General features: G+C 47.8%; 20 protein-coding genes. 19 read left to right on the forward strand and 1 reads right to left on the reverse strand.

The window, feature by feature from the left end:
• Window positions 1-31: 31 nt before the first annotated feature.
• The 7 genes from ylqF (at window position 32) to HPL003_RS17595 (ending at window position 7,245) form a co-directional block, all read left to right on the forward strand.
• A complete protein-coding gene (gene ylqF, locus HPL003_RS17565) occupies window positions 32-892 on the forward strand; it encodes a ribosome biogenesis GTPase YlqF (RefSeq protein ID WP_014281056.1) in 861 nt (286 codons plus the stop codon).
• 173 nt (window positions 893-1,065) lie between these two features.
• The gene (locus tag HPL003_RS17570) at window positions 1,066-1,734 is read left to right on the forward strand and encodes a ribonuclease HII (protein WP_274378201.1); all 669 of its coding nucleotides are present in this window, start codon (window positions 1,066-1,068) and stop codon (window positions 1,732-1,734) included.
• A 91-nt stretch (window positions 1,735-1,825) separates the two neighbouring features.
• Complete coding sequence (locus HPL003_RS17575; RefSeq protein WP_014281058.1) at window positions 1,826-3,958, forward strand: hypothetical protein; 2,133 nt, start codon at window positions 1,826-1,828, stop codon at window positions 3,956-3,958.
• The gene (locus HPL003_RS17580) at window positions 3,955-4,254 is read left to right on the forward strand and encodes an EscU/YscU/HrcU family type III secretion system export apparatus switch protein (RefSeq protein WP_014281059.1); all 300 of its coding nucleotides are present in this window, start codon (window positions 3,955-3,957) and stop codon (window positions 4,252-4,254) included. Before HPL003_RS17575 ends, HPL003_RS17580 begins: the two co-directional genes overlap by 4 nt.
• Window positions 4,254-4,637 carry a YraN family protein gene (locus HPL003_RS17585; RefSeq protein WP_014281060.1) on the forward strand — a complete coding sequence of 128 codons (384 nt, stop codon included), beginning with the start codon at window positions 4,254-4,256 and terminating at the stop codon, window positions 4,635-4,637. Before HPL003_RS17580 ends, HPL003_RS17585 begins: the two co-directional genes overlap by 1 nt.
• A 155-nt stretch (window positions 4,638-4,792) precedes the next feature.
• Entirely contained in the window at window positions 4,793-5,344 is a 552-nt protein-coding gene (locus tag HPL003_RS17590; RefSeq protein ID WP_014281061.1) for a nitroreductase family protein, read from the forward strand.
• A 149-nt stretch (window positions 5,345-5,493) separates the two neighbouring features.
• A complete protein-coding gene (locus HPL003_RS17595) occupies window positions 5,494-7,245 on the forward strand; it encodes a YifB family Mg chelatase-like AAA ATPase (RefSeq protein WP_014281062.1) in 1,752 nt (583 codons plus the stop codon).
• 267 nt (window positions 7,246-7,512) lie between these two features.
• Here HPL003_RS17595 and HPL003_RS17600 read toward each other — a convergent pair whose 3' ends face one another.
• On the reverse strand, window positions 7,513-7,941 hold the full coding sequence (locus tag HPL003_RS17600) for an organic hydroperoxide resistance protein (protein ID WP_014281063.1): 429 nt from the start codon (window positions 7,939-7,941) through the stop codon (window positions 7,513-7,515).
• Window positions 7,942-8,088: 147 nt separating this feature from the next.
• On the opposite strand from HPL003_RS17600, the gene HPL003_RS17605 reads away from it, so the two are divergent.
• The 12 genes from HPL003_RS17605 to fliF all read left to right on the forward strand — a co-directional run bounded on the left by HPL003_RS17605 (window position 8,089) and on the right by fliF (window position 21,387).
• Window positions 8,089-8,559, forward strand: coding sequence for a MarR family winged helix-turn-helix transcriptional regulator (locus tag HPL003_RS17605; RefSeq protein WP_014281064.1), 471 nt, complete (start codon window positions 8,089-8,091; stop codon window positions 8,557-8,559).
• A gap of 331 nt (window positions 8,560-8,890) precedes the next feature.
• The gene (sucC, locus tag HPL003_RS17610) at window positions 8,891-10,051 is read left to right on the forward strand and encodes an ADP-forming succinate--CoA ligase subunit beta (RefSeq protein ID WP_014281065.1); all 1,161 of its coding nucleotides are present in this window, start codon (window positions 8,891-8,893) and stop codon (window positions 10,049-10,051) included.
• Window positions 10,052-10,100: 49 nt separating this feature from the next.
• Complete coding sequence (gene sucD / locus HPL003_RS17615) at window positions 10,101-11,030, forward strand: succinate--CoA ligase subunit alpha (RefSeq protein ID WP_014281066.1); 930 nt, start codon at window positions 10,101-10,103, stop codon at window positions 11,028-11,030.
• Between the two features lie 229 nt (window positions 11,031-11,259).
• Window positions 11,260-12,378 carry a DNA-processing protein DprA gene (gene dprA / locus HPL003_RS17620; RefSeq protein ID WP_014281067.1) on the forward strand — a complete coding sequence of 373 codons (1,119 nt, stop codon included), beginning with the start codon at window positions 11,260-11,262 and terminating at the stop codon, window positions 12,376-12,378.
• Between the two features lie 282 nt (window positions 12,379-12,660).
• Complete coding sequence (topA, locus tag HPL003_RS17625; protein ID WP_014281069.1) at window positions 12,661-14,763, forward strand: type I DNA topoisomerase; 2,103 nt, start codon at window positions 12,661-12,663, stop codon at window positions 14,761-14,763.
• 27 nt (window positions 14,764-14,790) lie between these two features.
• Window positions 14,791-16,131, forward strand: a complete 1,341-nt coding sequence (gene trmFO, locus HPL003_RS17630) for an FADH(2)-oxidizing methylenetetrahydrofolate--tRNA-(uracil(54)-C(5))-methyltransferase TrmFO (RefSeq protein ID WP_014281070.1) — start codon at window positions 14,791-14,793, stop codon at window positions 16,129-16,131.
• Window positions 16,132-16,157: 26 nt separating this feature from the next.
• A complete protein-coding gene (gene hslV / locus HPL003_RS17635; RefSeq protein WP_014281071.1) occupies window positions 16,158-16,700 on the forward strand; it encodes an ATP-dependent protease subunit HslV in 543 nt (180 codons plus the stop codon).
• A gap of 36 nt (window positions 16,701-16,736) precedes the next feature.
• Window positions 16,737-18,137, forward strand: coding sequence for an ATP-dependent protease ATPase subunit HslU (gene hslU, locus HPL003_RS17640; RefSeq protein ID WP_014281072.1), 1,401 nt, complete (start codon window positions 16,737-16,739; stop codon window positions 18,135-18,137).
• A gap of 407 nt (window positions 18,138-18,544) precedes the next feature.
• A complete protein-coding gene (flgB, locus tag HPL003_RS17645) occupies window positions 18,545-18,952 on the forward strand; it encodes a flagellar basal body rod protein FlgB (protein WP_014281073.1) in 408 nt (135 codons plus the stop codon).
• 6 nt (window positions 18,953-18,958) lie between these two features.
• Window positions 18,959-19,411 carry a flagellar basal body rod protein FlgC gene (flgC, locus tag HPL003_RS17650; RefSeq protein ID WP_014281074.1) on the forward strand — a complete coding sequence of 151 codons (453 nt, stop codon included), beginning with the start codon at window positions 18,959-18,961 and terminating at the stop codon, window positions 19,409-19,411.
• 39 nt (window positions 19,412-19,450) lie between these two features.
• Window positions 19,451-19,765, forward strand: coding sequence for a flagellar hook-basal body complex protein FliE (fliE, locus tag HPL003_RS17655; protein ID WP_014281075.1), 315 nt, complete (start codon window positions 19,451-19,453; stop codon window positions 19,763-19,765).
• Window positions 19,766-19,800: 35 nt separating this feature from the next.
• Complete coding sequence (fliF, locus tag HPL003_RS17660; RefSeq protein WP_014281076.1) at window positions 19,801-21,387, forward strand: flagellar basal-body MS-ring/collar protein FliF; 1,587 nt, start codon at window positions 19,801-19,803, stop codon at window positions 21,385-21,387.
• Window positions 21,388-21,396: the final 9 nt, after the last annotated feature.

The raw sequence follows: 21,396 nt of genomic DNA on the forward strand, positions 1-21,396 counted from the left end.
GTTAGGAGTTACGATCAATGAGGTGATGACGGTGACGATTCAATGGTTTCCTGGTCATATGACCAGAGCGCGCCGCCAAATTGAAGCAAAATTAAAGCTGATTGATTTGGTAATTGAGCTGATTGATGCTCGTTTGCCGCTTTCCAGCCGGAATCCAATGATTGATGATATTTTGCAGGGCAAGCCGCGAATGATTATTTTAAATAAGGCAGATTTGGCAGACCCGGTCGTATCACAGCAATGGATTGCCTACTTTAAGGAGCAGGGGCATATCGCTTTTCAGGTGGATGCTACAACAGGTACAGGAATGAAAGAAATTCCGGTTCAGGCCAAGTTGCTGCTCAAGGAGAAGATAGATCGGCAGATTTCTAAAGGTATGAACCCACGTCCTATGCGTGCTTTGATTGTTGGTATACCGAATGTCGGTAAGTCCACCCTGATCAACCGTATGGCAGGACGTAGCATTGCAGCTACAGGCGATCGTCCTGGGGTGACGAAGGCACAGCAATGGATCAAGACTGGTGAAATTGAGTTGCTGGATACACCGGGTATTTTGTGGCCCAAATTCGAGGATCAGAATGTTGGTTATCGTCTAGCGGTTACAGGTGCGATCAAGGAAGAGATTTTGAATGTCGAGGATATCGCTTTTTTCGCGACAAAATATTTGGTTCAATATTACTGGGATGAGCTGGCAGCGCGCTTTGAGCTGACTGAACGTCCCGAGGATACGGAAAATGCCGATGAAATTGTCAGTGTCATGGAAGCGATTGGACGTAAACGCGGCTGTATTGTCAGCGGTGGACGTGTAGATCTCGAAAAGTCGTCAAAAATCATTTTGCGTGAGCTGCGTGCAGGTAAGCTGGGACGTTTCAGTTTGGAAGCTCCTTACTGATTCGATTCTCCCTGATGTATCGGATACACCGCATAGCATAGTGTGGCAAGGAAGAACCTTCCCCATCTCTCCGGAGAGAGGAAGGTTTTTTGGTATGTGAAGGTAGGTTAACCAAAGGGGTTTTGGGATGGACAGGTCTGTGTTAAGCTGAATAAAATTGTGCAGAACTTAAAATACATAGAGATAGGCAGGTATGGAGTATGGAAGAAAAAGCGGTAACGGACATGCTGCGCTATGAAAAAGAGTGCCGGGAGCAATCCTATGAGCGCATCGCTGGCATTGATGAGGTAGGCCGAGGATGTTTATTCGGGGATGTTGTGGCTGCGGCGGTCATTTTGCCGAACGGTGAGCTGCTGGAGGGCGTGGATGATTCCAAAAAGCTGACAGACAAGAAGAGGGAAACCTACTATGAGCTGATTATGGAAAAGGCTATTGCCGTAGGAGTCGGGTATGTGGACGCACGAACGATTGATGCTATCAATATTAAACAGGCAGCTCGTTTGGCTATGAAGCAGGCTGTTGAGGCTCTGCATGTATCTCCTGATTATTTACTTGTAGATGCAGAAAAGGTGGATTTGCCTATTTCACAGCTTTCTATTATTAAAGGAGATGCGAACAGCCAGTCTATTGCTGCGGCCTCTATTATTGCCAAGGTAACCCGTGATCGATTGTGCAAAGGTGAATGGGATGCAAAGTACCCGGAATATGGGATTGGCATACATAAAGGTTACGCTACGAAGCTGCATAGGGAACAAATTTTGACGCTGGGACCTACAGCAATGCATAGACGCAGCTTTCTTGGTAATTTGTTGATCGAGCAACCGACGTTGTTTGACCTGTAAATACTTATTATGAGTCGGGACTGTGCCGATATAATGTATACCTAATAAAATAGGCCCCTTGAATATGGGGCATGAAGAGAGGAGGGACCCTATGAATATCGGATCTGTATTTCGAGGATTACTTGGTGATGTGAAGGCGGGAGAGGCTAAAAAGCTCGATATGCAGCCAGGTCAGGTCGTACGTGGCGTCGTATTAAAGGTGTCTGAGGACGGCGGTGAGGCTGTGTTGCAAATTCAAGGTTCCCAGGTTAGAGCCAAGCTGGAAACCCCTCTTCAACCTGGGCAGTCTACATTACTCCAGGTCCAGCCAACTTCGCCCAGCGGAATGACTGTACTTAAGCCTTTGAACGATGCAGCCAACACAGGCCAGCAGACTGTAGCGCTGGCAGATGTACTGGATTCGGTGGGACTACCGGATACAGCGCAGAACAGGGAACTGATACAGGCGATGCAAAAGAATGGCGTACCGTTGACATCGGAAAATGCGGCTTCTTTACGAGACGCTTTGGCGAAGCAGCCGGGAAAAGTACAAATGGAGACGTTTGTGCAGGCAGCAGCGGTTGCTTTTCAACGTGGATTGCCATTGACGGCGGAAAGTATAAATGGTTTGCGACAGGCGATGTTTGGCCCTCCTTTAAATGATCTTTTGTCTTCGCTGGAGCAGGAGCTTGAAGCGGTATTCAAGCAGCAAGGACAAGGAGCACCCGCTGACCGTATGGCGGGAGAAGCAACAGCTGTAAAGGCGGCTGACCGAATGTCCCCTGCTCCATTAGGCGCTTCCTCAGTTGTTGTTGCAGATGCACCAGAAGCCCAAGCTCCTGTATTGTCCAAAGATGCCACTGCTGTTGCCACAAAGCAGGCGGAAGCAGCACAGGCTGCAGGAGGCAAGGAGACGCTGAAAGGGACTCAGGCCGCAAATCTTGCTGCTATGGTGGGTGAAGCGGGCGCTTCGCCAATAGACACGGATGCTCCGACTGGAACTGCTGCATCTGGAGCTAAAGGGGCTGTCTCGGGAGAACCAGCTGTAGCTAATGGGCGTGGAGTCATAGCCACGGACGTGGCGGCTGACTCTGGTGTAAATGCGCCTGAATCGGGCGCTGATGCACTGAGGGCTTCACGCGCCGGAGCGGAGCAGCCGCAGGCCGCCACAGCGGGGACACAGCAGCCTAAGGGCGCTGACGGCGCTCCAGCGGCGGCAACGGCAGAGTCTGCCGGGGCGAAGCCCGCTGCAAACGCCGCTACGACCGACCGTGCCGCCGCGCAGCTGGCTGGCGGCTCTGCGCCGCAGGCCGCTGCGGGCAACGCGGCCACGCCGGAGGCGCCTCTTCAGCGGCTGCGCGCGCTGCTGCAAGAGCTGCGCGCGGCGGTGCCGCCCGCGCTGGGCACGGCTGCGCCGGAGCAGCCCGCCACAGAAGCGCCGCAGCCTACGGCTGGCGCTCTGCGGGCTACGGACGCCGCTGCTGCGCAGCCAGCGGCGTCCAGCACGCAGCCCACCCCCACGGAGGACCCGTGGGTGGGCCGCGTGCTGAAGCTGCTCGGTGCAGAGCACGAGCAGCAGGTACACCGCGCGGCTGCACAGACCGCGCAGGGAACGGCGGCGATCCGTATGGAGCCGCCGGAAGGAACGCAGCCGCTGCCGGGATTAGCGGCTGCGGCGGGCGGTGCGGTGTCAGCGGACGCCGACACCGTGAAAGGGGCGCTGCTCCAGTTGATGAGCAGCGATAACCTGCCGCCCGCCCTGAAAGAGGCGGCGCAGCAGGTCGTGCAGCACCTGACGGGTCAGCAGTTGCTGCTGAATACGGATCGGACGGCCCCTTTTGCACAGGTACACATGTTTATTCCGTTTGTCGGTCCGGATGGTCGTGAAACAGCTACGATCCAGATTCAGTCTCGACGTGGTAAACGCGGGGAGCTGGATGCATCCAACTGCCGGCTTTGGTTTGATTTGGACATGAAGGCGCTAGGGCCGACATTGGTGGATGTGCAAGTCGTGGACCGGATTGTGAGCCTCAAGCTCCATAACGATCAGGATTGGGCCGCTTCGCTGTTGACCAGTGGGCGTGAATCCATTCATATGGCGTTGGAATCGCTAGGGTATCAGCTTTTATCGCTGCGTACCGAACCGATGCCGATAAGGACTGAACAGGAGAGCAAAGGTCTGGTCTCTTCGGAGGTACAAAGCTATGTGCCTCAGCCGTATAAAGGAGTCGATCTTAAAATATGAAAGAGCCGTTGGAGGCTCCTTCTCCGTCCAGGAAGAAGGCTGTCGCCCTTAAATATACGCCCGGTGAGAGCGAAGCCCCAATCGTCGTTGCCAAAGGAAGCGGTCGTATTGCGGATAGCATTTTGGAAAAAGCCAAAGAGCACGGCGTTCCCGTTCAAGAGGATGCCGCACTGGTTGAAGTATTGTCCAAGCTTGATTTGGATGAGCAAATTCCTGCTGAGCTATATCAGTTAGTGGCAGAGGTGCTCACCTATATATATCAAATGGATAAGCTTGCTCCAAGGGATGACGGCTGATGAGAAACGAAATGAGGACCGGAGGTAAGGATCAGCGAAAAGCCAAAGGAGCTTTGGGTGAACAGGTAGCGGCTTCATTTTTGGAAAATCTGGGGTATCGTATCATAGAGCGTAATTGGCAATGTCGTAGCGGTGAAATGGATCTGATCGCCGCGCAGGGGGATATTCTCGTGTTTATTGAAGTACGCAGCCGAAGCAGCTCCAATTATGGAACGCCTGCAGAATCAATCACTGCACGTAAAATAACCCAGGTTCGCCAGACGGCCGCTGTTTATTTGCATATGAACGGGATTGAGGATGTTCCAATCCGTTTTGATATGATTTCTGTACGATTGATTGACGAAACCGCAGTCGTCACGGAGCATATAATTGAGGCATTTTAAAAGAGTGGTAAACTTTTTTGAAGACTCATTTCGAATTTCATATGTACAGGTTGACAGGAAGGAATGCTAAAGGTATATTTTATTGAGAATGGTTATCATTTTGATATATATTAATAGTGAGCATCCATGAGCTATACCTGCGAAGGAGGATATACGTGACAGAGCATACCTTTAGTGAACATGTCATAGATGTAATTCAGGAACGACGGACCATTAAACGGTTTAAATCCGACCCCATTCCGGTAGATACCATTAAAGAACTACTGGACGTTGCTGTATGGGCCCCCAATCATAAAATGCGTGAGCCATGGCGTTTTCTATTGTTTGCCGGTGATGGGCGGAAAAAGCTCGCTGAAGCTATTGAAGCCGATATTGGCAAGGATAATAAATTCGAAAGCGGCATTTTGCACAATCCGATTCAGCTTTTAGTTGTGTTGGAGGAAGACCCTCGTCAGGCAGTTTGGGATGAGGACTTTGCAGCGGTTAGTGCCCTTGTACAAAACTTTATGCTTGCCGCATGGAGTAAAGGAATCGGGACGTTTTGGGTCACAAAGCCTTTTCTTTATTCACCGAAATTCCGCAAGCATTTGGGAATTCAGCCTGGTGAGAAGATCATCGGCATGGTGTATGCAGGTTATCCTGAAGTCATTCCAGAACCAAGACCACGTATTCCAGCAGCGGATAAGTTGACCCTGTTTGACAAATAATCTTTTATTGAATAACCTTGACTAGATGGTTTGTGAATTAAAGATATAACATTACATTTGCAACGCATGAAAATTTGGAAGCACCTTTTTTCATATATGCAATGCTCCCCGGAGGAGACATTTCAGTATGAGGAGAGGTGTTTTTTGTTATGTATGGAAAACTACATGGAGCTTGTCTTTATGGAATAGACGGTGTTTTGATTGAAGTGGAGACTGATTTGTCAAACGGGTTGCCTCAAACTGCGATCATCGGATTGCCGGATTCGGCCATTCGAGAGGCTGTGGAGCGCGTAAGAGCAGCGATCAAAAACTGCGGTTTCAAATATCCGTCCCAGCGTGTAACCATAAATTTGGCTCCTGCTGATTTACGTAAGGAAGGCTCATCCTTTGACTTTGCTATCGCTTTGGGACTGCTGACAACCAGCGGACAAGTCGTTTTACCTGCGGGGGAACGGACGTTATTTATCGGTGAACTAGCGTTGGACGGAAGTATTCGCCCCGTGAACGGGGTATTGTCTATGGTTGATTTGGCCAAGCGAGAAGGATTCCATTCGGTGCTGCTTCCTGAAGAAAATGCAGGGGAAGCACGTCTGATCACGGGTATACGTATTTACGCTGTTCGTCATCTGATGGATCTCATTCCAGCAAAAGATCACGCACAATACATTATTGAACGCCAATCAAAAGATCGGAATTCTAACTACCTACCTGATCCAATTCATGGCGAGCTCATTAACCAAGTCACTAACCAAATCACTAAGCAAGCTATTGATCCAGCTCCTAACCCAGTCTCGAATCAAGTCGAAAATCATGATCATGGCAAGCGTATTACCGCTAGACAGCAGATCATTATCCATTCTTATGAGCATTTGCTTTCGGCAGATCAGATACCCATGCGTGAGGTCAAAGAGATGATTGACGTTATGGAGGATTACAGCGATGTGTTGGGTCAGCAACACGCCAAACGAGCGCTGGTTATCGCTGCTGCCGGAATGCACAATATCGTCCTTATTGGGCCACCAGGTGCCGGAAAAACGATGCTTATCCGCAGGCTGCCATCCATTCTGCCGCCCTTGACCGAAAAAGAGGCACTGGAGGTTACCAAAATATACAGCGCCGCCGGGAAGTGGAAGGAGTCGTCGCCTCATTTGATGAACATTCGCCCCTTCCGTTCACCTCATCATACGATTTCCGCTGCTGGACTGGTGGGAGGCGGCGGCATTCCCAAGCCGGGAGAAATTAGCCTTGCGCATCGGGGGATTTTATTTCTGGATGAGTTACCTGAGTTTAGTCGTCATGTGCTAGAGGTGCTGAGGCAGCCGTTGGAAGATCGCAATGTAACAATCAGCCGTTCACGTGCAGTTTTTAAGTACCCGGCGCACTTTTTACTTGCCGCTTCTATGAATCCGTGTCACTGCGGCTTTTTCGGAAGTGATACGCAGCATCAGCGCTGTACCTGTTCACCTGCTGCGGTAGCCCGCTATCGTTCACGTATTTCTGGTCCGTTGCTGGACCGGATCGATCTTCAGCTTGAGGTATCGCAACCGAAGGATTGGCGGGAGGAAAAGGAGTCATTGTCGTCCGCTGAAATGCGAAGACAGGTACTAGCTGCTCAAGCGATACAAATCGACAGGTACAGCAAGCTTCCTTTTTCATGGAATAGCGAACTTTCCGGTCAAATGCTCCGTAAATATGCGGTGTTAGAACACAACGCGGCAGAACTGCTTGACCAGACGATGGATGCACTCGGTTTAAGCATGCGTGCGTATGATCGAATTCTCAAGTTGTCACGCACCATCGCAGACTTGAATCAATCAGAGAAGATCACCGTGTCGCATGTAGCAGAAGCCATTCAATATCGGAATATGGACAGAGCACATGCCAGTTTTTCAGAAGAATAAAACAACATAGTAATAGCGCACTATGTCCATATTTTTTATGTAAGACAAAAAAATCTCCAGAAGCAAAGTTCTGGAGAAGAAAAAAAGATTATGACAACGTGATTATACAATAAGTATATCAATTTCGTATATACGATTATGCATCATCTACCATGTTACTTGATGGAAGAAAAACCAGTTGTTAAGTTCTTTGTTGTGAATGTGTAGTTGAAAGTATACAAAGCCTCCGAACCAGAAACAGCTCGGAGGCTTTGTATATAATTCCGATTAGAGCACGTTCAGCTTCACTTCGATATTTCCGCGGGTAGCGCGAGAGTAAGGACACTGTTCATGTGCGCCTTCTACCAGTTTTACCGCTGTTTCATGGTCAACGCCTTTTACCAGAACATCGAGGTTCACTCCGATTCCAAAGCCGCCGTCTTCAACTTTACCTAAATTGACCGTGGCTGTTACTTCGGTACCTTCATGTTTAATACGCTGCATGCGGGCCACCATATTCAAAGCACTGTCAAAACACGCTGAATAGCCTGCTGCGAACAATTGCTCCGGATTCGTACCCGCGCCGCCTGCACCGCCCATTTCTTTTGGTGTATCAATATTTAGACGAAGTTCAGGGGAAGAAGACTCGACATAACCATTACGTCCTCCAACTGCTTTCACTGTTGTTTCATACATTTTTTGTTGAATGGTCATCATAATCCAATCACTGCCTCTCGCTCAAATTATATTTTACACAATTTAATTTATCAAAATAATTATTTTTTGTAAAGTGTTTTGTGCAATTAGCATGTTTTTTGTTATATAATGTGCTAAAATAATGACGAAAGCAGGTGATCTGACAGCATGGACAACAATCATAATGTAGGTGCAACATTAAAACTTGATAATCAGTTATGCTTTGCCATATATGCGTGTTCCAGAGAGATTACGAAGCTATACCAGCCTTATCTGGAAAAGCTCGGTGTGACATACTCACAGTATTTAGTGCTCATCGTGCTTTGGGAGCGCGAGGAATGTACAGTGAAGGAATTAGGCGAGGCGTTGTATCTGGACTCAGGGACACTGACTCCGTTATTGAAAAGATTGCAGAATGCCGGACTCATTGACCGGAAACGTTCGACTCAGGATGAACGTAAGGTGCTGATTTCTTTGACTCCGGAAGGAAGTGCATTGCGGGAAAAAGCGCTATCTGTACCGGGATGTATTCAGGAAAAAACAAGCATGACCCACGATCAATTCGGCTCGCTCCTGTTTCAGTTCAATGATTTACTGGATCGAGTTCATAAAGCGAATGTGCAGGTTGAAAAATCATAATCGGTATTTCTGGCTACTTTACGAATCTCATTGTTATGTAGCCGCCCGTAGCTGGGTGAAGGAATGCCCCAATGAACTGAAGTACCTCTCATACGGATTTAATAAATCCCGAACTTGAAGAGGTGCTTTTTTGTTTGTATTCTATTAAAATGAATATCCATTAATATCCAAGCATTCGATTTTGGGAATGATAATGATATCAAAATACTGTAATTCATAACGTTAAATTATAAGGAAAGCGTTTTAAAAACATGTTACAATGATGTAGGTTTAGTATAGATTTCCTTGTGAACCGCCCTTGTTGCAGTCATGTTGATAGGAGGATTCCAGAATGAATATCCATGAATATCAGGGTAAAGAAGTATTGAAGCAGTACGGAGTGGCTGTACCGAACGGTAAGGTTGCCTATACGGTGGAGGAAGCCGTCGCTGCAGCAGAATCGCTTGGAAGCGCTGTTACGGTGGTAAAGGCGCAAATTCATGCAGGTGGACGTGGTAAAGCGGGCGGTGTGAAGGTGGCCAAAAGCTTGGATGAAGTTCGTACTTATGCTTCTGAAATTTTGGGTAAGGTGCTGGTGACACATCAGACCGGGCCCGAAGGCAAAGAGGTTAAACGCCTTTTGGTAGAGGAAGGCTGCGATATTCGTAAAGAGTATTACGTCGGTGTTGTCGTGGATCGTGCGACCGGACGTGTCGTGATCATGGCCTCGGAAGAAGGCGGTACGGAAATCGAAGAGGTAGCTGCGGCTACTCCGGAGAAAATTTTTAAAGCGGTTGTTGATCCGGCGATTGGGCTTCAGGTATATCAGGCGCGCAAACTGGCGTATGACATTAACATCCCGAATGAGCTGGTGAACAAGGCGGTTAAGTTCATGCAGGCGCTCTATGAAGCTTTTGTGGACAAGGATTGTTCGATTGCAGAGATCAATCCGTTGGTCGTCACAGGTGACGGGAATGTGCTGGCATTGGATGCCAAACTGAATTTTGACTCTAATGCGTTGTTCCGCCACAAGGATATTTTGGAACTGCGTGATTTGGACGAAGAGGATGAGAAGGAAATAGAAGCTTCCAAATACGATCTGAGCTACATCGCATTGGACGGAAATATTGGTTGTATGGTCAACGGCGCAGGTCTTGCAATGGCGACGATGGACATTATCAAATATTACGGCGGCGATCCGGCCAACTTCCTGGACGTAGGGGGCGGTGCGACGACAGAAAAGGTAACCGAAGCGTTTAAAATCATTTTGTCCGATCCGAAGGTAGAAGGCATTTTTGTGAACATTTTCGGCGGAATTATGCAATGTGATATCATTGCGAACGGTGTGGTGGAGGCTGCCAAGCAATTGGGGCTGACACGTCCGCTTGTTGTCCGTCTCGAAGGTACGAATGTCGAGTTGGGTAAACAGATTTTGGCGGAATCCGGTTTGAATATCGTGGCGGCTGATTCCATGGCGGACGGTGCCCAGAAAATCGTCGAACTTGTTCAATAGCCTGTTTGCATTCCGATATGCCGAATAAACGATAGGGGATGTGAAGATCGTGAGTATTTTGGTCGATAAGCATACAAAGGTGATTACACAGGGGATTACGGGAAAAACGGCGTTATTCCACGCCAAAGGTGCGCTTGATTATGGCACTCAGATGGTAGGAGGCACCTCTCCAGGCAAGGGCGGCACCGAGGTGGAAATTACGCTGGAGAACGGACAGCAGGTCAAGTTGCCTGTGTTTAATACAGTGAGCGAAGCGAAGGTTGCTACAGGCGCGACAGCGAGTGTTATTTATGTGCCGCCTGCTTTTGCTGCGGATTCCATTTTGGAGGCTGTGGATGCAGAGTTGGACCTCGTGATCTGTATAACCGAGGGCATTCCGGTGCTTGATATGATTAGGGTCAAACGCTTTATGGAAGGTAAAAAGACCGTTCTGATCGGCCCTAACTGTCCAGGAGTAATTACACCTGGAGAGTGCAAAATTGGCATCATGCCAGGTTACATTCATCTGCCGGGCCATGTAGGCGTTGTGTCGCGAAGCGGCACGCTAACCTATGAAGCAGTACATCAGCTGACTACCCGGGGCATCGGACAATCCTCTGCGGTTGGTATCGGAGGGGACCCAGTTAAAGGTTCGGAATTTATTGATATTTTGCATCGCTTCAATGAAGATCCTAACACGCATGCTGTCATTCTGATCGGAGAAATCGGCGGTACAGCTGAGGAGGAAGCAGCAGAGTGGATCCGGGACAATATGACGAAACCGGTGGTCGGTTTTATCGGCGGTGTGACTGCGCCTCCAGGCAAACGAATGGGGCATGCAGGCGCCATCATTTCCGGCGGAAAAGGAACGGCCAAGGAGAAAATCGCTACGCTTGAAGCCTGTGGTATCAAGGTAGCACCGACTCCTTCCGAGATGGGCTCGACGCTGGTCAGTGTGCTGGAAGCGCGTGGTATTTTGAATTTATGTACGACACATTAAATCGTGTTTCTTCATTAATATACAAGCTGTAAAATGGCATCGAAATTTGCCGCTTGCTAGTGTATAATGAAAGAAAGGTAAGCAACCTTTTTGTCTTCTTAAACAGGGGATGAAAAGGTTGCTTTTTTTGCGTGGAGACAGGCTTATCTGGGAAACGCTTGCAAAATGATACGTTGTGCCACAAAATAAGGGAGGGTTCACTCCTTCCCGTGAATGGGGGAACCGCAGTTTGGAAGAAAGATGGCTTTTGCTGGGTTTGCATGAATTAGAGGGTATCGGTAGAAAAACAATTCAGCGTATTTGGTCGAGTGACTACCAACTGCATGAACTGCTGCATTTTAGCGAACAGAAATGGATTGAGGTAGGATTAAATCCCACTCAGGCCCGTATAGCGGCGCAGCGTTACAATGAAGATTGGGTACATGAAAGATATGAGCGGGTTCGATCCGGCGATATCGGAGTGATTACTTATGTGGATGAGGATTATCCCCTATTAATGAAAGAAACGGTTGACGCGCCTTGGGTATTGTATACGAAAGGGGACATTTCACTTTTGCATACATGCTCTGTAGCTATGGTGGGGACCCGCATTCCTACGGCTTATGGACGTAGAGCGGCTGAAATGCTGACAGAGGGATTGTGTGATGCGGGCATTACAGTAGTCAGTGGATTGGCGAGAGGGATCGACAGTATTTGCCACGAAGCTGCTCTGCGCCGGGGAGGCAATACGATTGGGGTGCTTGGAACGGCAATTGATCAAATTTACCCGCCCCAAAATGCATCTTTATTTGCAGAGATGGCGAGCAAAGGGTTGATTGTATCGGAATATCCACCAGGCACCAGATCGCATCCGGGAATGTTTCCGCAGCGTAACCGGATCATTGCTGGTCTGACACGGGGAACCGTTGTGGTAGAAGCAGATGTAAGAAGCGGTTCTCTAATTACAGCTGATGCTGCGTTGGAGGTGGATCGAGATGTGTTCGCTGTTCCTGGACCGATTACATCACCGAAGAGCAGAGGTACGTTAAGTTTGATTAAGCAAGGGGCGAAAACGGTCACCGAAGCTTCGGATATTGTAGAGGAGTACGTCGCCGATTTGCGTACAAGGGATGTTTCTTCATACAATAGAGAGCAGAGTCTGGATGTGAATGGTGTCTCCAAAGTACCAGCGAGTGAGACTTCCGAGGAAAAACGCGTCGTGCTGTTACTGGAGCAGGGAACCCTGACACTGGATGAACTGCTTGAAGCGACTGCATGGGATTTTGGACTTTTACACTCAGTTCTGTTATCGTTAATCATAAAAAAAAGGATCTCCCAGCTTGCGGGTACAAAATACAAACTTATTTAATAGTTGATTTTGCAAATCCTTAATGTAGTAATTGTATAAATTCAGTATTAAACATCCGGGGATGGGAGTTTAGATATTTATCCGCACAGCGGATTCCTACTCCCTCTCCGCTTCCTGAAATGTGTTGACTTTATAGCTCGCAGCAGCGGAGCAAGGGATTTGAATCCGGAAAAGCAACAGCGATTGTAGGATCAAATCCATTGTGGAGCGTCTCCGCGCTATAACTCACCACATTTCAGGAAGTCTATCCTAATTGTACGTAATTGAGAGGAGGAAGAGCCTATGGCGGATTCACTCGTCATCGTGGAATCGCCTTCCAAGGCGAAGACGATCGGCAAATACTTGGGCAGCAAATATATCGTCAAGGCTTCCATGGGTCATATCAGGGATTTGCCAAAGAGTCAGATCGGCGTAGAGGTCGAAAATGATTTTAATCCCAAATACATTACCATTCGAGGTAAAGGCTCGATTTTGAAAGAATTAAAGGATGCCAGAAAAAAAGTGAAAAAAGTATATCTGGCGGCTGACCCGGATCGCGAAGGCGAAGCTATCGCTTGGCATTTGGCGCATGCGCTGGATCTGGACGATACAGCAGACTGCCGCGTTGTATTTAATGAGATCACAAAGCAGGCCGTCAAGGATGCTTTTAAAACACCACGCAAAATCAATATGGATTTGGTCAATGCCCAACAAGCACGGCGGATCCTCGATCGGCTTGTCGGCTACAAAATCAGTCCATTGCTTTGGAAAAAGGTAAAGAAGGGCTTATCCGCAGGGCGCGTGCAGTCGGTTGCCGTGAAAATTATCCTGGATCGAGAAAACGAGATTAATGAGTTTGTACCGGAAGAGTATTGGACGATCACAGCTAAACTAGCGATTAAGGACAGTACCTTTGAGGCGAAATTCCATCAGCTTCGTGGCGAAAAGAAAGAGCTCTCCAGCGAAGCGGATGTACAAGAAGTGCTGGAGGCTATCGGCAAGTCGTCTTACAAGGTCCGTGATGTGAAAGAGAAAGAGCGCTTGCGCAATCCTTCTCCACCATTCACGACTAGCTCCTTGCAGCAAGAGGCGGCTCGGAAACTCAACTTCCGTGCATCCAAAACAATGTCCGTGGCCCAGCAGCTGTATGAGGGTGTGGACTTGGGCAAGGAAGGAACCGTGGGTCTGATTACGTATATGCGTACGGATTCCACACGAATCGCCGTCTCGGCCCAAGAGGAAGCGAAGGAATTCATTATTCAGAAATATGGTGAAGCTTTTGTACCTGAAAGCCCTCGTCAATATTCCAAAAAAGCTGCCAACGCCCAGGATGCGCATGAAGCGATTCGTCCAACCTCCGCGCTGCGTGATCCAGAAACGGTTAAGCCGTTTATGAGCCGGGACCAGTTCCGTTTGTACAAACTGGTATGGGAGCGTTTTATGGCCAGCCAGATGGCTTCCGCTATTATGGATACCTTGTCCGTTGATATTGAAGCGGGTGAGACCATATTTCGTGCAGCCGGCTCGAAGGTTCGTTTTCCAGGCTTCATGAAAGTGTATGTGGAGGGGAATGACGACGGCAAAACCGAAGAGGATAAGCTGCTGCCGCCCCTTAAATCGGGTGACAAGCTGAAAAAGGAATCGGTTGAGCCGAAGCAGCATTTCACGCAACCGCCTCCCCGTTATACAGAAGCACGACTGGTGAAAACGTTGGAAGAACTGGGTATCGGACGTCCGAGTACGTATGCACCGACACTAGAAACTATTCAGAAGCGTGGCTATGTCGCCATTGAAGAGAAGAAGTTCTTTCCTACAGAGCTGGGAGAACTGGTCATTGAGCAGATGGAGGAATTCTTTCCTGAAATTCTGAACGTGGAATTCACGGCCAATATGGAAGGTGATCTTGACCACGTAGAAGAAGGCGAAGGAGACTGGGTCAAGGTCTTGAGTGACTTTTACGAGTCGTTTGAGAAACGTCTGGAAGTGGCTGAGGAAGAAATGAAGGAAATTGAGATAAAGGATGAAGAGTCTGATGTCATTTGTGACAAATGCGGCAGCCCGATGGTGTATAAGCTCGGCCGCTTTGGTAAATTTCTAGCTTGCTCTGCGTTCCCGGATTGCCGCAATACGAAGCCGATTGTCAAGGATATCGGGATCAATTGTCCTACATGTGGTGAGGGCCATGTTGTGGAAAGACGGAGTAAAAAAGGACGTATCTTTTATGGGTGTGACCGTTATCCGGAATGCGATTTTGTATCCTGGGATAAACCGTCCATTAAGCCTTGTCCAAGCTGCGGTGGCTTAATGGTCGAAAAACGTACAAAACAGGGAACGAAGCTCAACTGTACCGTCTGCGATCACAGTGAAATGCTGGAAGATAGCGACGAGGGTGTAGAGACTTCATAAGAACAACAATAGCAGGGGGATTTAAACGTGAGTGAGCTACAAAAGGTAACGGTCATCGGAGCTGGTTTGGCGGGCAGCGAAGCTGCCTGGCAAATTGCAAGCCGTGGTGTGCCTGTTAAGTTATATGAAATGAGACCGATTGTTAAAACACCGGCGCATCATACAGATAAATTTGCCGAGCTGGTGTGCAGCAATTCTTTACGGGCTAACGGCTTGACTAACGCGGTAGGTGTGCTGAAGGAAGAAATGAGAATATTGAACTCCTTGATTTTGAATGCCGCAGATCGTCATGCTGTTCCGGCAGGTGGTGCGCTGGCGGTGGATCGAGATGGATTTTCCGGCTATATTACAGATACTCTTCATCAATATCCGCTTATTGAGGTTGTCAATGAGGAGCTTCAGGAAATTCCACAGGACGGGATCGTAGTCATTGCTACCGGGCCTTTAACTTCTCCGGCTTTGTCAGAACAGATTAAATCACTGATGGGAGAAGAGTATTTTTACTTTTACGATGCGGCGGCCCCGATTGTGGAGAAGGACTCTATCGACATGAATAAGGTTTATCTGGCTTCCCGCTATGATAAGGGAGAAGCAGCCTACTTGAACTGCCCGATGAATGAAGCGGAATTTGACGCTTTTTATGAGGCACTGATTACGGCTGAGGTGGCACAAGTTAAGGAATTCGAAAAAGAAATTTATTTTGAAGGCTGCATGCCCATTGAAGTGATGATGCAACGCGGTAAACAGACGGCATTGTTTGGGCCGATGAAACCAGTCGGTCTTGTGAACCCACATACAGGAGAGCTGCCATATGCCGTTGTGCAGCTTCGTCAGGATAATGCGGCGGGTACACTGTACAATCTGGTTGGCTTCCAGACTCATTTGAAATGGGGAGAGCAAAAGCGCGTATTTTCCATGATACCGGGCCTAGAGAATGCAGAGTTTGTACGTTATGGTGTAATGCATCGCAACACCTTTATCAATTCCCCACAGCAGCTTCATCCGACCTATCAGTTCAAAGGCAGAAATAATCTGTTTTTTGCCGGACAAATGACTGGAGTGGAGGGGTACGTAGAATCTGCTGCCTCAGGATTGCTGGCGGGGATGAATGCAGCGCGTACGGCGCGTGGACAAGAAATGTTTGTATTCCCTGCGGAAACGACACTCGGCAGTATGGCTCGTTACATCACAACAGCTGATTTCAAACATTTTCAGCCGATGAATGCGAACTTCGGTCTGCTGCCAAAGCTGGAAACGCGTATTCGCAACAAGAAGGAAAAGAACGAAGCGCTTGCTAACCGTGCGCTGGAAAGCTTGCGTGGTTATATCAACGAAGCGGAAGTTATGTCAGCCGAAGTACAGGCATAAGGATGAAGGAAAAGGAGGAGCGCGTTATGGATATGTCCTTTCATGCTACCACCATCTGTGCTGTACGCCACAATGGCAAGGGAGCTATTGCTGGTGATGGTCAGGTAACGTTCGGTAACAGTGTCGTCATGAAGCAAACGGCAAAAAAAGTACGCAGATTATACCGTGGTCAGGTGGTTGCAGGTTTTGCTGGTTCAGTGGCAGATGCCATCACATTGTTTGAAAAGTTTGAAAACAAGCTGGAGGAACATCACGGCAATCTTCAGCGGGCTGCGGTGGAACTGGCTAAAGACTGGCGGCAGGATCGTATCCTGCGTAAGCTAGAGGCTTTGATGATTGTTATGGATCAATCCGGAATGTTACTCATTTCCGGGGGCGGTGAAATTATTGAGCCGGACGATGATGTGCTTGCGATCGGCTCAGGCGGAAATTTTGCATTGGCGGCGGCGCGCGCATTCAAGCGTCATGGCTCCGGTATGGAGGCAAAGGATATGGCCCGGGAAGCGCTGGAGGTTGCCTCGGAAATATGCGTTTACACGAACAATCAGATTATCGTGGAAGAACTGTAAATCGGCTCTGAGTAATCAAGGGTGGAGGAGTGCAAAATGAATAATCAATCGTTGACGCCCAGACAAGTTGTATCCGAGCTGGATAAATATATTGTCGGACAGAAGCAGGCTAAAAAATCCGTTGCCGTTGCCTTGCGCAATCGTTATCGGCGCAGCAAGCTGCCGGATGATATCCGGGATGAAATTGTGCCCAAAAATATTCTGATGATCGGTCCGACGGGCGTGGGTAAAACCGAAATTGCACGCAGGCTGGCCCGACTCGTGGGAGCTCCTTTTGTTAAGGTAGAGGCGACTAAGTTCACAGAAGTGGGTTATGTCGGCCGGGATGTGGAATCCATGGTGCGTGACTTGATGGAAACCTCGATTCGCATCGTTAAAGCGGAGCGGACAGAGAATGTGAAGGACAAAGCCGAGGACATGGCGAATGAACGGATTGTCAGTATTCTTGTACCTGCAGAGAAATCAAATAAATCCCAACGTAACCCTTTTGAAATGCTGTTTGGCAATAACACCGGGAATTCGGTAGAGGAAGAACCCCCACAACAGGACACATCCTTGGCAGAGAAACGGCGTAAGGCTAAATTTGATCTATTGTCAGGCAAGCTTGAGGATGAAGTTATTGAGATTGATGTGGAGGACACCGCACCCAATATGCTGGATATGTTTGCTGGGCAGGGAAATGAGCAAATGGGCATGAATATGCAGGAAATGTTCGGAAGCTTTCTGCCAAAGCGGACCAAAAAGCGCAAGTTGCCGGTGAAGGAAGCCCGTAAGGTGCTCATTCAGGATGAGGCTGCCAAGCTGATCGACATGGATGATGTCATTCAGGAGTCCGTGAAGCGTGCTGAACAATCCGGTATCATTTTTATTGATGAAATCGACAAGATTGCCAGCCAGGGCAAGGGCAGTGGTCCTGATGTATCTAGAGAAGGTGTCCAGCGCGATATTTTGCCTATTGTCGAGGGTTCTACCATTATGACTAAATACGGCCCGGTAAGGACAGATTATATTCTGTTTATCGCCGCTGGAGCTTTTCATGTTGCTAAGCCTTCTGATCTGATCCCTGAGCTGCAGGGACGTTTTCCAATCCGTGTTGAACTGAGCAGTCTCACATTGGATGAATTTGTATCCATTTTGACAGAGCCTAAAAATGCGCTGACCAAGCAATACACGGATTTGCTTCGTACCGAAGAGATTGAAGTAGAATTTTCGGCGGAAGCCATCCGTGAAATTGCCAGCATTGCCGAGTCTGTAAACCGGAATACGGAAAACATCGGTGCGCGCCGCTTGCATACCATTTTGGAGAAGTTGTTGGAGGATTTGTCCTTCGAGGCTCCGGAGCTTACTTTGGACCGCATGATCATTACCCCGGAATATGTTCGGGAGAAGCTGGGTGATATTGCCCAAAACAGGGACCTTAGTCAGTATATTTTATGAGTGGGAGCTTTTAAAATAGGATGCGTTGTCTAGAATAACACTATCTTGCACCGTCACATAGACCTAGATGAACGTCCCTTAGATGATTTTTCTGTCTATTCCAAAAGTAGGACGTATAATCTTTTACAGGTGCAAAGTGCTAAGAAAACATTCATTTCATTGAAAAAAACCTGAAAAATTTAACATTTTATGCATCAAAAGCCCTCTTTTTTAAAAAAGATAGGGCTTTTTTCTTATTGTAATTAGGTCCCAACTCTACGAAACTTAGAATATATGACACAAAGCAATTATTTTCTACTTAAGACCTAAGAGAAATGTATAATTATGAAATTTTATTGTCGAAAAAAAGTGAAAAATCTTGTTTTATTGAATCTTACTTTGGAGTAGACGCTGGAAGGAGGAGCTAAATGAATCTGCTGGGTGATATGAGCTTTCAAAAACTTCAGGCAGGTGTTCAGGCAGCAAATACGAGACAACGTGTGATGGCCAACAACATTTCCAATGAGGATACCCCGTATTTTAAGCGTTCAGAGGTTTCATTTGAAGAATTGCTTCAGCAGCAAATGGGTGGCGACGTGACACCATTACGTGGAAAAGTAACCAATGCGAAACATTTTCAGATAGGACCTACGAACTCCATTCCAGATGCTGTGGTTACCAAAGATGGGTATTCTGTCATGAACAACAATATGAATAACGTGGATATCGACAGAGAAATGAGCCTTATGGCTGAGAATCAACTGAGATATAATACCTACATCCAAGAAATTAGTGAACGCATCAAAATGATGAGAACAGCGGTAGAAGGGAGATAGGACCAGGTGAAAATTAACAACGGCTTTGATATCAGCGCCTCTGCTCTTACGGCCCAAAGGTTGCGGATGGATGTCATATCAAGCAACATTGCCAATGCAGAGACAACCCGGGCAAAAGTGGAGAATGGACAGGCGGTCCCATATCGGAGAAAAACGGTTGTTTTGGAGCCTAACCAATCTCGGTTTGCCGATGTTTTGCAGGCTCAAATGGAAGGAAATGGAACAGGTGCCGCTGGCGTCAAGGTTTCGCAAATACAGGAAGATCAGTCACCTTTGAAGCCTGTGTACAATCCGGGTCACCCGGATGCTGATAAAGATGGCTATGTATATATGCCTAATGTAGACATTATGAAAGAAATGGTAGACATGATTTCCGCGACACGCTCTTACGAAGCCAATGTAACAGCTCTGAATGCATCCAAGGCAATGGTTTCCAAGGCACTTGAAATCGGTCGCTAAGTTCCAGGACTACTAACTACAGAATAGGGAGAGTAAAACATGATCCAGAACGCCATGTTTAATGTACAGACACCGGCAATACAGCAAATTCAATCGCCTAACAATGAGTTGACGAAAGCGACGCCTTCCGAATCCTTGAAGGATTTTGGTTCGTTCCTAAAGGATGCGCTCAATGAAGTGGGGCAGCAGGAAGCCGCTACACACACGATGTCCGACCAGTTCATGGCAGGAAAAGTTGATGTTGATCAGGTCATGATCACTTCCCAACAAGCGCTGCTTTCCTTGCAGCTTACTACTCAGGTCCGAAACAAAGCGATTGAAGCCTATCAGGAGATCATGCGTACACAGATGTAAAGAGGGTCTAGCAAAGTTTCGGATGGGGTGACGGAGTGAACGAGAGAATCGCCCAATATCGGGATAAGATTTCCGGGTATTGGAATAATTTCAGCAAAAAACAGAAGATATTACTTGTTTCGACATTGGCATTCATCATCATTGCCATTGTAGTGCTAACGATGCAGTTTACCAAAACCGAATATGAAGTGGCTTTTCGGGATTTAAACGCAAACGATGCAGCCGGGGTCATTAAATATCTCGATTCTGCGGGTATTCCGTATCAGCTCAATGCTGGCGGGACACAAATCGCAGTCCCAACCGCAAACGCGGATAAGGCAAAGGTAGATGTTGGGTCTCAAGGCCTAATTCAAAAGGGTTCAATCGGCATGAGTGCCTTTGACCAGTCCTCTTCAGCAATTGGCATGACGGAGAACGAGTTCAATGTGAAGTACAATAACGCATTGAACGGCGAAGTGCAGCAACTGTTGGAACGGATGGATGGTGTCCAAAGTTCCAAAGCTGTCATTAATATGCCGAAGGAAAACATTTTTGCCGGGCTTGAAGAAAAGGACAAAGCTTCTGCCTCGGTTCAAATGGAATTCGAACCTGGCTTTACGCCAAACCAGCAAGCCATCGACGGATACTTTAATCTGGTAAAGACGGCTGTGCCAAATTTGCCTGTAGAAAACATTACGATCACCAATAAGGAGTATGAACTGATTCCAACGGCCAAGGGCGGTCAAGGAGGTCTCTCCAGTGGTGTTGAGGAAAACATGGCTCTGCAGAAGAAGTTTGAGAGCGATGTAAGGAATAATGTCCAACAATTTTTGTCGAAAATTGTTGGCGAAGACAAAGTGAATGTGCTGGTTATGTCACAGCTAAATTTCGACAAAGTAACGTCGAAAGAACAGCTGGTCACACCAGTTGATCAAACGAAAATGAAGGGCATTGAAATCAGTGCCCAGCAAATTCAGGAAAGCTACACTGGCAGTAGTGGACAAACCGGAGGAGTCGCAGGTACAGGAACGCAGGATGTGCCTGGTTACCCTGGAGGAAGCAATTCGGGCAACACAAGCTCGGATAAGAGCTCAAGCACAATTAACTACGAAGTTAACCGAATTGCGAAGGATATTATCCAAAGTCCGTACACTGTAAAAGATTTAACCATTAATGTAGCAGTTGAACCACCAACGGGGCAGCAAACTTTGGATGCAGCAACTCAGGCCGCAATCCAAAACATCTTGGTTAATATCGTGAGAGCTTCATTAGCGAATTCCGGCATTACTATTACAGACGCTGATTTAGCCAAAAAAGTTTCAGTTTTCTCTCAAACCGTACCGGCGCCAGCGAGCACCAACACGTTTTTCTCAGCATCGAACCCTTGGGTATGGGGCATCGGGGCTGCTGTACTGGCACTGTTGGCAGGCGTAATCTTCCTGATTGTACGCGGTCGTCGTAAGCAGCAGGAAGAAGAATTAGATGAAGATCTGCAACTTATGCCAACACCGACGGAGTTCCCGTCCATTACCATGGAAAGTGTGACAAATGAAAGTCAAGTGCGTAAACAGCTTGAGAGTCTGGCGAAAAAGAAACCCGACGAATTCGTCAATCTGCTTCGTACATGGCTGGCTGACGAATAGAGGTGAGTT

Origin of the sequence: Paenibacillus terrae HPL-003, assembly GCF_000235585.1 — a bacterium.
GTDB classification, from domain to species: Bacteria; Bacillota; Bacilli; order Paenibacillales; family Paenibacillaceae; genus Paenibacillus; species Paenibacillus terrae_B.